Origin of the sequence: Bacillus sp. AK25 (assembly GCF_048270685.1) — a bacterium.
Lineage (GTDB): Bacteria > Bacillota > Bacilli > Bacillales > Bacillaceae > Bacillus > Bacillus altitudinis.
In genome coordinates, this window is sequence record NZ_JBLUWC010000001.1 from 1686661 (window position 1) to 1702269 (window position 15609).

The 15609-nt window shown below is 39.9% G+C and carries 14 protein-coding genes; 11 read left to right on the forward strand and 3 right to left on the reverse strand.

The genetic code is table 11. The annotated features are described in order from the left end of the window. Positions 1-65 precede the first annotated feature (65 nt). A complete protein-coding gene (locus tag ACNO7B_RS08665; RefSeq protein WP_417901407.1) occupies positions 66-974 on the forward strand; it encodes a DMT family transporter in 909 nt (302 codons plus the stop codon). A 13-nt stretch (positions 975-987) separates the two neighbouring features. Here the strand turns inward: ACNO7B_RS08665 and ACNO7B_RS08670 are convergent, their stop codons facing one another. Next, entirely contained in the window at positions 988-1179 is a 192-nt protein-coding gene (locus ACNO7B_RS08670) for a hypothetical protein (RefSeq protein WP_041507226.1), read from the reverse strand. Between the two features lie 107 nt (positions 1180-1286). On the opposite strand from ACNO7B_RS08670, the gene ACNO7B_RS08675 reads away from it, so the two are divergent. The 8 genes from ACNO7B_RS08675 (at position 1287) to ACNO7B_RS08710 (ending at position 13145) form a co-directional block, all read left to right on the forward strand. Further along, entirely contained in the window at positions 1287-3503 is a 2217-nt protein-coding gene (locus ACNO7B_RS08675) for an RNA ligase (RefSeq protein ID WP_417901408.1), read from the forward strand. A gap of 64 nt (positions 3504-3567) precedes the next feature. Next, positions 3568-4278, forward strand: coding sequence for a DUF421 domain-containing protein (locus ACNO7B_RS08680; protein WP_417901409.1), 711 nt, complete (start codon positions 3568-3570; stop codon positions 4276-4278). Between the two features lie 227 nt (positions 4279-4505). Then, positions 4506-5087 (forward strand): TetR/AcrR family transcriptional regulator, encoded by a 582-nt coding sequence (locus tag ACNO7B_RS08685; protein WP_417901410.1) that lies wholly within the window; start codon positions 4506-4508, stop codon positions 5085-5087. A 21-nt stretch (positions 5088-5108) separates the two neighbouring features. Continuing rightward, positions 5109-8252 (forward strand): bifunctional cytochrome P450/NADPH--P450 reductase, encoded by a 3144-nt coding sequence (locus tag ACNO7B_RS08690; RefSeq protein ID WP_417901411.1) that lies wholly within the window; start codon positions 5109-5111, stop codon positions 8250-8252. Between the two features lie 243 nt (positions 8253-8495). Next, positions 8496-9404: a trypsin-like serine peptidase gene (locus ACNO7B_RS08695; RefSeq protein ID WP_366968806.1), complete on the forward strand. Its 909-nt coding sequence runs from the start codon at positions 8496-8498 to the stop codon at positions 9402-9404. Between the two features lie 146 nt (positions 9405-9550). Next, a complete protein-coding gene (locus tag ACNO7B_RS08700; RefSeq protein ID WP_417901412.1) occupies positions 9551-11545 on the forward strand; it encodes a glycosyltransferase family 39 protein in 1995 nt (664 codons plus the stop codon). A gap of 227 nt (positions 11546-11772) precedes the next feature. Further along, positions 11773-12153, forward strand: coding sequence for a NucA/NucB deoxyribonuclease domain-containing protein (locus tag ACNO7B_RS08705; RefSeq protein ID WP_224559893.1), 381 nt, complete (start codon positions 11773-11775; stop codon positions 12151-12153). Between the two features lie 143 nt (positions 12154-12296). Then, positions 12297-13145, forward strand: a complete 849-nt coding sequence (locus ACNO7B_RS08710; RefSeq protein ID WP_144740946.1) for an STAS domain-containing protein — start codon at positions 12297-12299, stop codon at positions 13143-13145. Between the two features lie 32 nt (positions 13146-13177). Here the strand turns inward: ACNO7B_RS08710 and ACNO7B_RS08715 are convergent, their stop codons facing one another. Further along, positions 13178-13720: an IseA DL-endopeptidase inhibitor family protein gene (locus tag ACNO7B_RS08715; RefSeq protein ID WP_007499353.1), complete on the reverse strand. Its 543-nt coding sequence runs from the start codon at positions 13718-13720 to the stop codon at positions 13178-13180. 296 nt (positions 13721-14016) lie between these two features. On the opposite strand from ACNO7B_RS08715, the gene ACNO7B_RS08720 reads away from it, so the two are divergent. Continuing rightward, positions 14017-14460, forward strand: a complete 444-nt coding sequence (locus ACNO7B_RS08720; protein WP_008343821.1) for a hypothetical protein — start codon at positions 14017-14019, stop codon at positions 14458-14460. A 47-nt stretch (positions 14461-14507) separates the two neighbouring features. On the opposite strand, the gene lexA is transcribed toward ACNO7B_RS08720, so the two are convergent. After that, positions 14508-15128 (reverse strand): transcriptional repressor LexA, encoded by a 621-nt coding sequence (lexA, locus tag ACNO7B_RS08725; RefSeq protein ID WP_417901413.1) that lies wholly within the window; start codon positions 15126-15128, stop codon positions 14508-14510. Between the two features lie 159 nt (positions 15129-15287). On the opposite strand from lexA, the gene yneA reads away from it, so the two are divergent. Then, positions 15288-15599, forward strand: coding sequence for a cell division suppressor protein YneA (gene yneA / locus ACNO7B_RS08730; protein WP_007499348.1), 312 nt, complete (start codon positions 15288-15290; stop codon positions 15597-15599). Positions 15600-15609: the final 10 nt, after the last annotated feature.

A 15609-nucleotide genomic window follows, 5' to 3' on the forward strand; every position in this document is an offset into this window, starting at 1 on the left:
TCATAGTAAGATGACGTCATACAAGATGAGAAGCTCATCTACTGCTGATGTAAAGGAAGCTGCTAATGGAAATGAAGACAAATGCTCCAAAGAAGTCGATTGCGGTGCCGCTTGTGATCTCCATCATTGCGATTTCGTTTTCGGCCATTATTGTGAAGTGGTCAAGTGCGCCTGCTGCTATTTTAAGTATGTATCGAATGATATTTGCGGCGGTTTTGATGCTTCCGTTTATTCTGCCGCGTCAAAAAGAGTTTGTCTCGTTAAAGCGGAGAGACTGGTTTTTCTTATGTATGTCAGGTTTCTTTTTAGGGCTCCATTTTGTTTTGTGGTTCGGCTCATTGAAGCTCACCACAGTGGCGAGCTCTACAATCATCATTGCACTTCAGCCGATGGTGTCATTATTAGGCGGTTTTCTCATTTTTCGTGAACGAACAACGAAGTCAGCCATTTTCACAATGTGTGCGGCGATTGTTGGTGCGCTCATGATTGGATGGGGGGATATTGGACATAGCCAAGTCGCCATTATAGGAGACATTTTATCCTTTTTCAGTGTAATCGCTGTTGTTTGTTATTTATTAATCGGTCAACAAGCTGTGAGAAAGATATCTCATTGGATTTATAGTTTTTGTGTATTTGGTTTTGCCGGCCTTTTTTTAATTTTATTTAACCTTATACAGCAAACGCCTTTTATAGGCTATTCGGGTAAAGAATGGGGGATTTTCTTACTGCTCGCCATTATCCCTACCATGTCCCATGTCATTAACAACTGGCTGTTAACCTATGTGAATGCGACAACTATTTCAATGAGTATTCTAGGCGAACCTGTTGGGGCAACGATACTCGCTGTTTTACTGCTTGGAGAGAAAGTCACGCTGCTGCAAATGTTCGGTGGTCTTCTTGTCCTTTTAGGTGTCTTTTTCTTTTTGATGCAGCAGCGACAAGGGATCGTGATGAAAACAAAAAAATCCGGTTAACTCCCGGATTTTTTTACTCTTTTAAATGATTTTTTTCAATTACTTTGTTTAATCTAGCCTCGACTTTCTTCAATTCCACTTGTTTTCTTCTTATCATTCGAATCGCGATGACAACGATGGTCACGATCAATGCAATGAATAGAAGAGAAAATACTTGAAATACGATATCCCCAATGTTGAATGCAGTATTCGCTTCTTTAGGCATGTGTAACCCTCCTTATATCTATATATTACCATAATCAATAAAAGATTGAGATTTATCCATAATTTATCTATAATAGGTAAAATATCACTCATTAAAGGAGAACCATTATGAGAACTTTAGTCCTTTTACGAGGTCTCCCAGGTGCAGGTAAATCAACTTGGATCAAAGAACAAGGCTTAGAACCATATACATTATCAGCGGATCAGATCCGTCTGTTAACCCAGCCTCCGCAGTTATCAGTCAATGGGAAACCGGAAATTTCAAGCAAACATGATCATAAAGTCTGGTCTTTATTATTTGAACTCCTCACAGCCCGAATGGAACGCGGAGACTTTACTGTCATTGATGCAACACATGTCACAAGTAAGTCCATTTCGCAGTATAAGTCATTAGCTACTTCATATCGCTACAGAGTGTATGTCGTCGATTTTACGCAAGTACCTCTTGAAACAGCCCTGCTGCAAAATCGCGGTCGAGAGCCGCACAAAGTAGTGAAGGAATCTGTGTTATATCAAATGAATGAACGGTTAAAGACAGAAAAGGTGCCTTCATGGGTAACCGTTTTGACGCCTGAGGAATATCCAGTCATTATGACTTATCAGCCTAGGTCTTTTGATCAGTATGAGGCCATTCACGTCTTCGGTGATATTCACGGCTGTTACACAGCTCTAAATACTTATTTGCAAGGAGACTTGAAAGAAAACGAGCTTTATATCTTTGCAGGTGATTTGCTTGATAGAGGAATAGAAAACAAGGAAGTTTTAGAATGGATGCTGGCACATAGAGAATGCCGCAATGTGATCGTCATTGAAGGAAATCATGATCAGCATCTTTACAAATATGCACATGAAGAAAAAGTGAGAAGTAATATGTTTAACCGTCATACTGCGCCTGAAATTGCGGAAGCAGGTTTTGACCTAAAAGAATTAAGGAAGTTTGTCAGAACATTTCATCAGCTCACCTATTTTACGTATCATGGTCAGACATTTCTTGTCACCCATGGTGGGCTTGCCCATTTGCCAGAAGAGCTTCTGCATGTCTCAGCGCAGCAGCTTATTCACGGAGTAGGTGAATATTCAGATGACATTGACCACTTATTTGTGCAAAATACTTCTGGATTAGATATCATTCAAATTCACGGTCATCGCAATTTATATAGACTGCCTATCCAAGCGGCGGAAAGATCTTATAATCTCGAAGGTCAGGTTGAATTTGGTGGACAGCTGCGGGTGTTAAAAATCACAGCAGGCGGGATTGAGACACATGAAATTGACAATCCTGTCTACAGAGCTTCTGAAAACAAACAACCGGTCTTTGTTCAGCCCAATGTGACGCTGGATGATTTTTTAGCCCATTTAGATCAGCATGAATATGTACAGGAATTAAAGCTGCCACACGATATTTCATCTTTTAATTTCACCAAAAAAGCATTTAGTGAAAGACAATGGGATGAAATAAATGTCAAAGCAAGAGGGTTGTTTATCAATATGACTTCAAAGCAGATTGTGTCTAGAAGTTATAATAAGTTCTTTAATATTGATGAACGTCCTGAAACAAGAATGCAGCATTTAGTGAATCATCTTCAATTTCCTGTGACGGTCTATGATAAAGCAAATGGATACTTAGGCACGGTTGGGTTTAACGACATAAAAGATGAGCTGGTGTTTACGTCCAAATCGTATACGTCACATGTGAAGCAAAATCAGCATGCTGCTTGGGTCGAAGAGCTATTTTATGCGACCTTTGACGATGTGCAGGTCGATTACATCAAATCATACGTACGCGACAACCATGTATCCCTTGTATTTGAAGTCATTTTGCCAGAGAAAGACCCGCATATTATCACATATGATCATGATCAACTCATTTTACTTGATATCGTGAAGCGTCAGCTGAGCTATGAAAAAGAACCATTTGCTGAAGTGAAAAGGCTCAGTGAACAGCTTGGCATGCGGTGCAAACAGCAAGTGGCAGTGTTTCATGATTGGACCTCTTTCTATAAATGGTATCAATCTGTATCACATGATGACACAATCAAAGAAGAAGGTTATGTCATTGAGGATAACAGCGGCTTTATGACCAAGTTAAAGCTTCCTTATTATCAATTTTGGAAGCAAATGCGATCCATTAAACAGCGTGTTGCAGATAAGCGCTCCACCCAAAAATATATGCAGGCTTTGCAAACAGCAGAGCAAGCAAGATTTTATACATGGCTACTCGAGCAAGATCCAGTAAACGTGAGAAACAGCTCAATCATTGAGCTGCGTTCACAATTTGAGCAAACGGAAGCGGGCCATTTGAATAATGACGGAATAAATGCATAGTCTAACAAAGAGTCTTTTCTAGAGAAAAGGCTTTTTTTCATGAAATCGAAAGGTGGAAGCTGAAATGCCAGATCATATTGAAGTCATTCTTCGAACCATATTTGCTTTTGCTATTTTATTCGGCGGTGCTCGTCTTCTTGGAAAGCAAACCATTGCGCAAATGAATATTTTTGATTTCATTGCAGCGATCAGTCTAGGTTCAATTGCGGCGAACCTGGCGTTTAATACTACGCTTCCGCTTCATTCCACAACCATTTCTTTTGTGACACTTGTGATCATTATTTATGTGATTTCTTTACTTGCTTTAAGAAGCCGGAAGGTGAGAGGTTTTATGGCCGGTAAACCAACGCTTGTGATTCAAAATGGCAAAATCCTTGAAGAGAATATGAAAGGAATGAGGTATACACTTGATTATTTAAATCAACAACTCAGAGAAAAGAATGTGTTTGACATTAGTGAAGTTGAATTTGCAATGATTGAAACAGATGGGCATATGTCAGTGAAAAAATACCCTTCATTTAATTATGTTACGCGAAAAGATCTTAACCTGTGGATGCAGGCAGAGCATTACATGCCCATTGAAGTCATTATGGACGGAAAGCTCATTTTGAAAAACCTCCATGAAAACCAATTAACGGAGCAGTGGATCTATGAAGAAATTCAAAAAAGGCAGCTGTCTTTAAAAGACATTGTTTATGCGGTTCGTTCAAGTAATGGCAGTTTATATATTGATACATATGACGATCACATCCATTCTCCAATTGACCAAGAATGAACATATAGTTCAGACGACACCCGCGCGTCACAGAACTACCAATATTTATAAGTCGTTTGGATGTCATCTATCTAGGTATCATTTCTCAATTATTATTATTTTCAGAAAATGTAATGACGGAGAAAAATAAGTATGTTTAAGTATAAATAGATGAAATTAAAATATTAATATAATATACATCATACGGAATGAACATTCATTCATAATGAACGAAAGGAGAGGATGAAATGCCCGCAGCAACTACTGATAAACAGGAGCAGATTATGAAGGCTTCTCTGGACTTATTTATTGAACGGGGTTTTGACGGTACAACGATGCCGATGATTTCGAAAAGAGCCAATGTTGGAGCAGGAACCATTTATCGTTATTTTAATAGTAAAGAGGCTCTTGTGAACATTTTATACCAGCGAAGTCTGACTGCATTTATCGACAAGGTGAATACAAACAGTCCAGACCCTAAAGCAAGTATCAGGGCCTATTTCAAACATGTCTTTTATTGCTTAGTGCTCTTTACAAAAGAGAATCCAAGTGGTCTGTACTTCTTAGAAATTGACAAACGCTCACACTATTTAGATGAGACAAGTAAAGAGAAGATGCAGCAGCTATTAAATGAGCTATTTCATATTTTTGAAGAAGGCAAAAAGGATGGAATTCATCCAAATCTTTCAGGGAGAACGATTTTATCCATTGTATTTGGAGCGTTCGTTCAGCTTCATAAACAGATTCTAGCAGAGGAAATTGAACCAACGATTGAATTTTTAGAAGATATTGAGCAATGCTTATGGCGTGCCATTAGCGTTGCATCATAAAGAAATAAAGGGAGTGGGCACATGCAACAAATATCAATCATTCCAAAACCAAAAACATACGGACCTTTAAAAAATATTCCTCATATCAAAAAAGGAGAGCTTTCTCAAACCTTTTGGCGGCTGGCAGATGAATTAGGGCCGATCTTTCAGTTTGAATTTTCAAAAGCAACAAGTATTTTTGTTTCCAGCCATGAACTTGCCAAAGAAGTATTTGATGAGAGGCGTTTTGATAAATTCATTGGAAGCAGTCTCAATAAAGTGAGAACATTTTCAGGGGATGGGTTATTCACAAGTTGGACAGAAGAGCCGAATTGGAGAAAGGCTCATCACATCTTGATGCCGGCGTTTAGCCAGCAGGCCATGAAAGGCTATCATGAGATGATGCTCGATATTGCCACACAGCTTGTACAAAAATGGCAAAGAACGGGCCGTGATGACGAAATTGAAGTAGCAGAGGATATGACAAAGCTCACTTTAGATACGATCGGGCTATGCGGTTTTGATTTTCGATTTAACAGCTTTTACAAAGAAAATCAACATCCATTTATTGAAAGCATGCTGAATGGCTTAAATGAAGCGATGGATCAAGCAAGTAGATTGCCGGTCGCAGATAAATTAATGATCAAAAGAAGAAAAGAATTTGAACAAGATGTTGATTTTATGAAGCAATTAGTAGATGACATTATTCAAGAACGGAAAAAACAAGATAAAACGGGCAATGATTTACTGTCTCTCATGCTACATGCAAAGGATCCTGAAACAGGTGAACGCCTGTCAGATGAAAATATCCGTTATCAAATCATTACCTTCTTAATAGCGGGTCATGAAACAACAAGCGGATTGTTATCATTTGCGATTTATTTTTTACTAAAGAATCCAGACAAATTAAAAAAAGCCGCACAAGAAGCAGACGACGTGCTACAAGGCGGCCTGCCGACATTTAAGCAGGTTCAAAAACTAAGTTATACGCGTATGGTCTTAAATGAAGCACTTCGCCTCTGGCCGACGGCGCCTACGTTCTCTCTTTATGCGAAAGAGGATACAGTCATTGGAGGGAAATATCCGATCAAAAAAAACCAAAGTGTCAGTGTGCTGCTTCCTAAAATACATCGGGATCAAGCGGTTTGGGGGGAGGATGCAGAAGAATTCAAGCCTGAACGTTTTATGCATCCTGAAAAGATTCCACAGCATGCCTATAAACCGTTCGGAAATGGCCAGCGTGCATGTATTGGGATGCAATTTGCCCTTCATGAAGCCACGATGGTTCTGGCGATGGTTCTGCACAACCTTGAACTGATTGACCATACGTCGTATGAACTGGATTTAAAAGAATCCCTGACCATTAAGCCGAATGATTTTAAAATCAAAGTGCGGCCAAGAAAGCAGCAATTCTTTATGGCGCCTCCGAAAGAAGAACCAAAAAAAAGCACGGCATCTGCTGAAGCAAAAATAGCGAGTCATGGAACACCGCTATTGGTCTTGTACGGATCAAATCTTGGCACAGCAAAGCAGATGGCAAACGAATTTGCTGAAGACGGAAAAGCAAAAGGGTTTGACGTGACAACGGCACCGCTTGATGATTATACTCGAAAGTTACCAGAGTCAGGCTCAGTTTTAATTGTAACGGCTTCATACAACGGTCATCCGCCTGATCATGCGAAACAGTTTGTGGATTGGGTGACGCAGGATGAGGAGCAGGATCTATCAAATGTGACATTTGCAGTCTTTGGGTGTGGGGATCGAAATTGGGCGAGCACGTATCAGCGTATTCCTCGTCTGATTGATGAAGCACTTGAAAGAAAAGGGGCGAAGCGTGTAACGGATATTGGTGAAGGCGATGCGGGCGGTGATATGGATGAAGATAAAGAAACATTCCAGAAGACAGTCTTCGATGAGCTTGCAAAAGAATTCAATTTAACCTTGCAGGAGAAACGCCAAGAAAAGCCAAACCTATCCATTGCATATACGAATGAGCTAGTGGAACGTCCTGTAGCTAAAACATACGGTGCCTTTTCAGCTGTTGTATTGAAAAATCAAGAATTACAATCTGAAAAAAGTACCCGCCAAACAAGGCATATCGAACTTCAATTACCTGAAGGCAAGCACTATAAAGAAGGAGATCATATCGGAATCGTGCCAAAAAATAGTGCAACACTCGTTCAGCGAGTGTCCGATCGTTTTAAGCTGGATCCCAAGCAGCACATGATACTCTCTTCGGAAAAAGAGGCAAGTCATTTACCATTAAATCAGCCAATTCAAGTCGGAGAATTGTTGGCGTCACATGTAGAGTTGCAAGAGCCTGTGACACGTACTCAGCTAAGAGATCTTGCAAAATATACGGTATGCCCACCTCATCGTATTGAACTTGAACAAATGGCGGGAGAAATTTATCAAGAAGCTGTATTAAAGAAGCGTGTGACCATGCTTGATTTACTAGAACAATACGAAGCATGTGAACTGCCATTTGATCATTTTTTAGCCCTTTTACCAGGATTGAAGCCTCGTTATTACTCGATCTCCAGTTCGCCAAAGGTAGATGAAAAGAGGCTTAGTATCACAGTAGCTGTTGTGAAAGGAAAATCATGGAGCGGACGCGGTGAATACGCAGGGGTCGCATCAAACTATTTATGCGGACTGCAAGAAGGAGATGAAGTGGCATGCTTCCTTCATGAAGCTCAAGCAGGATTCGAATTGCCGCCTTCTCCTGAAATACCAATGATCATGATTGGACCAGGAACAGGTATCGCCCCGTTTAGAGGGTTTATTCAGGCAAGGGAAGCATGGCAAAATGAAGGGAAGTCGTTAGGTGAAGCCCATCTTTATTTTGGTTGCCGCCACCCGCACGAAGATGATCTGTATTATGACGAAATGCAGCTTGCAGAAGAAAAAGGAGTCGTCACCATCCACCGTGCTTACTCTCGCTACGAGGAGCAAAAAGTGTATGTCCAGCACTTCATTAAAAATGATGGAGCCAAGCTCATTGAATTGCTCGACAAAGGCGCCTACCTGTATATTTGCGGGGATGGAAAGGTCATGGCACCAGATGTCGAGGCAACACTTATTGAACTGTATCAGATTGAGAAACAGTGTGCGAAAGAAACAGCTGAACAATGGCTGACATCTCTAGCCAATGACAACAGATATGTAAAAGATGTATGGAGCTGATCACGCTGAAAAGAAGACAAAGGGCTAAAATAAAGTTCATTTTAGCCCTTTGTCAACAATCTGAAACCGCCAAATTGGCGGTTTTTCTTTTTTCATAGAGAGATCCCTAGAATAAATATTTGGAAGATACGAAACACCTAATTTACAAATGAAATATTTTGTAAAAAATAAGAATATTCTCTCATTTACTCCAATATGAAACAATCGTATCATTTTTGATATAGGACATAAAGGAGGAATATGATGAAAAAGGTGAAAAAATTAATCCCTTCTCTACTCGTTTTTGGTGCTTTAAGTGTGCCTAGTTTTGCCCATGCAGCATCTGATTCAGTACTTACGTCTGATTATGACATGGTGACTTCTGACGGAAAGGTGATTTCTTCAGCTGACTTCCACAACGATATGAAAACCCCCTCATCCTTTGACAAAGTGGATGATCTCTCTTCTACTATTGGCGAAAAAGTAAAACCACTCACAAAATATTTAAAAGACTTTCAAACAAAAGTAGTCATTGGAGACGATGGTAGAACAAAAGTGACGAATACAAGAGTCGCCCCCTATAATTCTATTGCTTATATTACATTTGGCGGATCTAGCTGCACCGGAACACTTATTGCTCCAAACAAAATATTGACAAACGGACACTGCGTCTACAATACAGCCACAAGAAGCTATAGTGCAAAAGGGTCTGTCTACCCAGGCATGAATGACAGCACGGCCGTGAACGGCTCAGCAAACATGACCGAATTCTATGTACCAAGCGGATATATCAACACGGGGGCGAGTCAATATGATTTTGCCGTCATTAAAACAGATACGAACATTGGAAATACGGTCGGCTATCGCTCTATTCGTCAAGTGACAAATCTAACAGGTACAACGATTAAAATTTCTGGATATCCAGGTGATAAAATGAGGTCGACTGGCAAAGTGTCACAATGGGAAATGTCAGGTCCAGTCACGAGAGAAGATGCGAATCTCGCATACTATACGATCGATACATTTAGCGGAAACTCTGGCTCTGCGATGCTAGATCAGAACCAACAAATCGTCGGGGTCCATAATGCGGGTTATTCAAACGGAACGATCAACGGCGGACCAAAAGCGACTGCTGCTTTTGTTGAATTTATCAACTATGCGAAGGCGCAATAAAAAATAGGGCATTCAGCTTGTTTCCTTTACAGGGGACAGGCTTTTTTTATCGTCAATTGCAGAAAAGTTTCTTTTTTTGTTCATCACTATTTCATATTTAAAAGCTATGCTGAATGAAATAAATGAAAAAGAAAGAAGAGATATGAGTGAAAAATAAAAAAATAGATATGATATTGTTGTTGATTTTATTGATTGCAGCTTTTCTCTACACTTATCAAATTTGGCAGAATGACAGTGCCAATCAATATTATTTAGCTGCAGTCAAAAGTATGTCCAAAAGCTTCCATCACTTTTTTTATGCCTCATTTGATGCAGCTGGATTCGTATCAATTGATAAACCACCCGTCGTTTTATGGATTCAAACCATCAGTGCACTTATTTTTGGCTTTCATACATGGAGTGTGATATTGCCGCAGGCACTTGCTGGAGTGGGATCTGTTCTTCTTCTTTATCTCATGATAAAACCGGCTTTCGGTCAAGGTGCTGCAAGGGTGTCAGCGGCCGTTATGGCTCTCACACCAATTGCCGCAGCTGTGAGTAGAACGAACAATATAGACAGTATGCTCGTCTTCACATTACTTGCGGGTACGTATTTCTTAATGCGTGCTGTAAAAAGCGGAAAGATGCGCTGGCTTCTTATTGCCTTCGCTTTGGTAGCGGTAGGATTTAATATGAAGATGCTGCAAGCGTTTATGGTCGTTCCAGCATTTATTTTCTACTATTTTATTGCTGCTCGCGTACCGTTAAAAAAGAAAATTTTCTCTCTCTTATGCTCGATCGTTGTATTAGCCTGCTTATCTCTATCATGGGCAGTTGCTGTAGATATGACAGCTGAAAGTGAGCGCCCTTATGTGGGAAGCAGTCAAACAAATTCAGTGTTAGAACTTGCCTTTGGGTATAACGGCACGGAACGGCTGCTTGGTCAGACGACAGGGAAATCCTTTGGTGACATGAACCAGCAAGCAGGTATGGTGATGCCAGACAATTCTGGATTAGGCGATTCGTCAGAGGATCAGTCAAACAGAAATCAGCCGCCGCCATCCCAAAATCAAATGATGCCACCTCAACATGGTCCAGGTGGTGGTTCTCCGCCTGGAAGTGCTGTAGGTCAACAAAGCATGAATATGTATGGCACTGGGAATCCCGGTATATTTCGTTTATTTCAATCTGCATTGTCAGGTCAAATCAGCTGGATGCTGCCGTTTGCTTTGTTTGGACTTTTAGGGATGATCATCAGCTGGTGGAAGGAGAGAAAAGCTCAATTAAATGAATGGAAACAAACGATGTTTTGGACAGCATGGCTGATTCCTGCTGCCGGATTCTTTAGTATTGCGGGTTTCTTTCACCATTACTATCTCATTATGCTTGCCCCGCCTATTGCAGCACTATGCGGCATAGGAGCTAAGAAGATGGGAGATTTATTTAAGGCCAACAAAGGAGTATCTGCGTATTTGCTTCCAGCAGCAATCGCTGTTACAGCCATCTTCCAAGGGTATATTTTGAGTAACTATACGACTCAAATCAGTAGTATTTGGATGTATGCCATTGCGATTGCAGGGATGATTATCGCTATCCTATTGCTGATGTACAGAGAAAAACAATTGATCATGAAACGACTGCTCATCACCGCTTTGACAACGCTGTTACTGATTCCAGGTTTTTGGTCCGCCACCCCAATCATCTATGGTGGAAATGCTGTTCTTCCAGAGGCAGGTGTACAGCTGGCTAGTTCACGAGGAGGGAACATGTTTACATCTAGTGTCGATCAAGGCTTACTCACTTATTTAAAGGCGCATCAAACAGGAGAAACGTATTTATTTGCAACGCTTACGACTGTTACCGCAGCGCCATATATTATTGATGAAGATGAGAATGTCATGGCCTTAGGCGGTTTTAATGGGACAGATCCTATTTTGACTGTCAATAAATTAAAAGCACTTATTCAACAAGGAAAGGTGAAATACTTTTTATTACCAGACAATCAGTCATCAGCTAACAGCAAATTGGTGAGCTGGATTAAATCACATGGTACAGTCATCTCATCAGAAGAATATAAACAATCCTCATCAGCTGAAGAAGGGATGCCGTCCGAGATGTCTTCGCAAAATGAAATATTATATAGAGTAGATGAAATATCTTAAGTAGAACAAGGCGAATGATGAAGAAATCATTCGCTTTTTCTTATGAATCTTTTGCTAGGCAGATTCAGCTCATGTTTTTCACATGTCATCACGCAGCCACTCATACATTAAAAATGACTCATTTCCTTCAAGTCAACATCATTTCATCAAAAGTATGAGGAGGTCACGAGCTTTTGAAGATGAGAAAAGGCTGGATCGCTGCTGTCGTTCTTTGTTTTGTCATTTGGATGGGTGCGTTATTAGGTGGTTTTGGAGAGGATCGTTCCGCAAAAGGGGCAGATCGTTATGATCATGTGATTCAATTTCCTAAGGAACGGTATCCTGAAACAGGCAGTCATATTCAAGAAGCTATTCGAAAAGGGCACTCAGATGTGTGTACCATTGACCGAAATGGGGCAGATGCCCGCAGGCAAGAATCATTAAAAGGAATTCCCACAAAACCTGGTTTTGACCGGGATGAATGGCCGATGGCAGTGTGTCTTGAAGGAGGAAAGGGGGCGAGCGTTCAATATGTCAGTCCATCAGATAATAGAGGCGCTGGTTCATGGGTCGGGCATCAAATCAGCGGGTATCCTGACGGGAAACGAATTTTATTTATTGTCAAATAAACATAGACAAGAGGCTCCTTGAGGGGGGCTTTTTTTGTTCAACAGGAGCGTATTCGAGCTAGCAGGTACAAAAGATTCAGTGGTACAATCAATCCATCAGGTACAAAGACTGACAAGTAGAAAATGTGAAGGGACATATGCTTATGGAAAAGAACCGTGCATTATACGATTTTTTCATGCAACATGCAGAGAAACTGACTGAAACATGGTATGAATCAATTGAGGATGATGATCCAGAATCCATTTATCGTTCAACAGATTCCAGCATCATAGCAGAGCTAAAACGGCAAAATCAAGATTATTATCAGCATTTTATCCGCGCACTTATTGAAGACAAGACGTATTTACATACGAAATTTAAAAAATGGTCTGAAGACTTAGCAAGTGATCCGAAGCACTTGAACACGCCATTAGATTACGTCGTGAGAGAGTATATGTCCAATCAAAGAGTGGTTCTTCATTACTTAAAAGAGTTTATAAAACAGCATCAAGGTGATATTGACATTGACCGAATATTTTATTGGTATGATTTGATATCTGAGGCATTTAACATTTCAATTCATGTCTTTATTCAGCAATATGTGAAAAATACCACCAAAAAACTCGTTGCACAAAGAGACATGATTTATGAGCTGAGTTCCCCAGTCATTGTGTTAAAAAGTCATGTTGCCTTATTGCCTTTAGTTGGAGATATTGACACTGCGCGAGCAAAGACTATTTTAGAAAATACATTAAAACAGTGTTCGCAAAAAGGTGTTCAACATTTATGTATTGATTTATCAGGTGTCGTCATCATTGATACGATGGTAGCACATCAAATCTTTGATCTTGTCACGTCACTTCGGTTAATTGGGGTTGATACGACCATTTCAGGCATTAGACCAGAAATTGCTCAAACGGCTGTACAGCTAGGACTGCCTTTTAATGAATTTCAAACGGCTTCATCACTTGCTCACGCTTTAGATCGTATGACTGAATTTTCATCCATATAAAAACCAGGCCGTTTGCTAGGCCTGGTTTTTATTTAAATTACAGCATCAATTTTTGTTACTTTCCAATCGTTTTGTACTTTCTCGAAAGTGACAGTACGTTTTACTTTACGTCCATCAAGTGTTGGTACTGTGAATTCGTATGTGCGGATTGTACTTTTCTTAGAGACGAGTTTAGGTGTTGCCTTATCCCAATTAAGCATATTATCTCCGTCACCAACTGGCACAGCCATTTTTCCTTTATGAACGATGAACTGATAGTCTTTTAAACCGTGAGTAATGGCATCTTTTGTGAAAACTTGAGATAGATAGCTGTTTAGTTTTTTCTTTGTATCAAATGTTTTAGACAGGTAGTTGTAAGTCATATCTTTATAAGTAAATGATTTTAATTTGTAATCTGAATGCTCTTTAATGTTGTAGCCTGACATCGCACTCCAAAAGTGTTCTCTTGCATCAAGGGCAATATGTAACGCTTCTTTATTTGTCAAAGCGGCTGATTTTTTGGAAGCGGCCAGTGTTGTTGTTTGTAATGAGATCATAAGCATAATAGCGGTTAATAAAACAAATAATTTTTTCAAGGCAATTGCCTCCTTTTCTCAATGAAAACTTCTTATGTTACAAATGTTACAATAGTTACAGAGATATTACAAGTATTAAATCTAAATGTTTTTTATTTCTTTTCTTTCTATCTATATAACGTTTGAGGGAGACAAAAAGTTTTCATTTTTTTATTTTTTTCTTCCTCATTAGTATTTAACCGTTCTAAAGAAGAATAAAACGTCTTTTGGAAAGATTTCTATTTGTCTCCTCAACACTCTTTTTTTATGTATGACATATACTGTCGTGATGAATGTCTAAGAAAGTGGTGTTTAGTATGTATAATCCATATGAAGGTACGTGGAATGGGTACTTGTACGATCGGCAGGTACAAAGCATGCCGGCGTTTCCTATTTCTCAAGTTGGAGGATTTCCCGGATTGCCATTCGGAGGGACTGGGCAAGGGCAAGGTGCAGGAGGACAATCGGTCCCGCCAGCCCCGCCGCAGCATATCATCTCGCAATATCAACAAGCAGTCTCTCAGCCTCAAAGTATGCAGCCGCTCATTGCAGGGCAGAGTGTAGGCGGAAGCCAGCAAACGGTTCAATTTGCAGCTGGATGTAATAGAAGGTGGACCATTGTGTTCCTTAGAAACGGTCAAGTATTTCTCATGTATGTTCTTTCCTCGCAGCCTTTTGGCCGTACAACGGGTTTCATATGGCCGAACTTTACATTTGGCTCGTTCCCAAGCTCTAGTATTCTTGCATATTCTTGTTCATAAAAGAAAAAGCCGGCTCTCATCAAACGTTGATGAAATACCGGCTTTTTTTAATGAATATTTCTAAATACGCCAATCACTTTACCTAGTATACTCACATTCTGTAAAATAATCGGTTCCATTGATGGATTCTCGGGCTGTAATCTAAAGTGTGTATCTTCCTTATAAAAACGTTTCACTGTTGCTTCATCTTCTTCTGTCATAGCCACCACAATATCTCCATTGTTGGCAGTGCTTTGTTGACGCACAATGACGTAGTCTTTGTCCAAAATACCTGCATCGATCATACTTTCTCCCATAATTTCAAGCATAAATACTTGTTCATCTGGCGCTGCAAAAGTTTCTGGAAGTGGGAAATATTCTTCTACAATCTCAACAGCCGTGATAGGCAAGCCTGCTGTGACTTTTCCGATGACTGGAACATTCATTACAGCGCTCTTTGGAATATTCATTTCCTCTTCATCTAGTACTTCGATCGCTCTAGGTTTCGTTGGGTCTCTTCTAATTAAACCTTTCGTTTCTAGTCTAGCTAAATGTCCATGGACAGTTGAACTTGATGCTAGACCGACAGCTTCGCCAATTTCACGAACGGATGGGGGATAACCCTTGCTTTTTACTTCTTCTTTTATGAATTTCAGGATATCGAGTTGTCTTTTTGATAGCTTCGTCATCTTTTGCACCTCAAAACGTCAATTTTAAAGAAATTATAGCATGTTTTTCCTAACAGTACAAACATAGGTTCGAAAAAAACGTTTGACAGAAACGTTTGTTCGTATTTATAATGAGTGTCAGAAAGAACGAACACACATTCTATTAGGAGAGATGACATTATGAGGTTAAAGGAATCTATTATTTTTATTGGGCTATTCTCATTCATCGTTGGCATATTTCTCTCACTTATTGCAGTCACTAGCCATAATGATCCAAATCAATATGTTAAAATAGAGGTTCAATCAGGTGATACTCTTTGGGGATTAGCTGATCAAGTAAACGACAGTAAATCGATCGATAAAAATGCTTTTATTGACTGGGTAACTGAACACAATGATCTCGCTTCAACTGACATCCAGCCTGGAGACATCCTTGTCATTCCAGTTAAAAAAGAGCATCCAGTCGTATATCAACTTGCAACAGTACAGTAGAAAGGTCGAT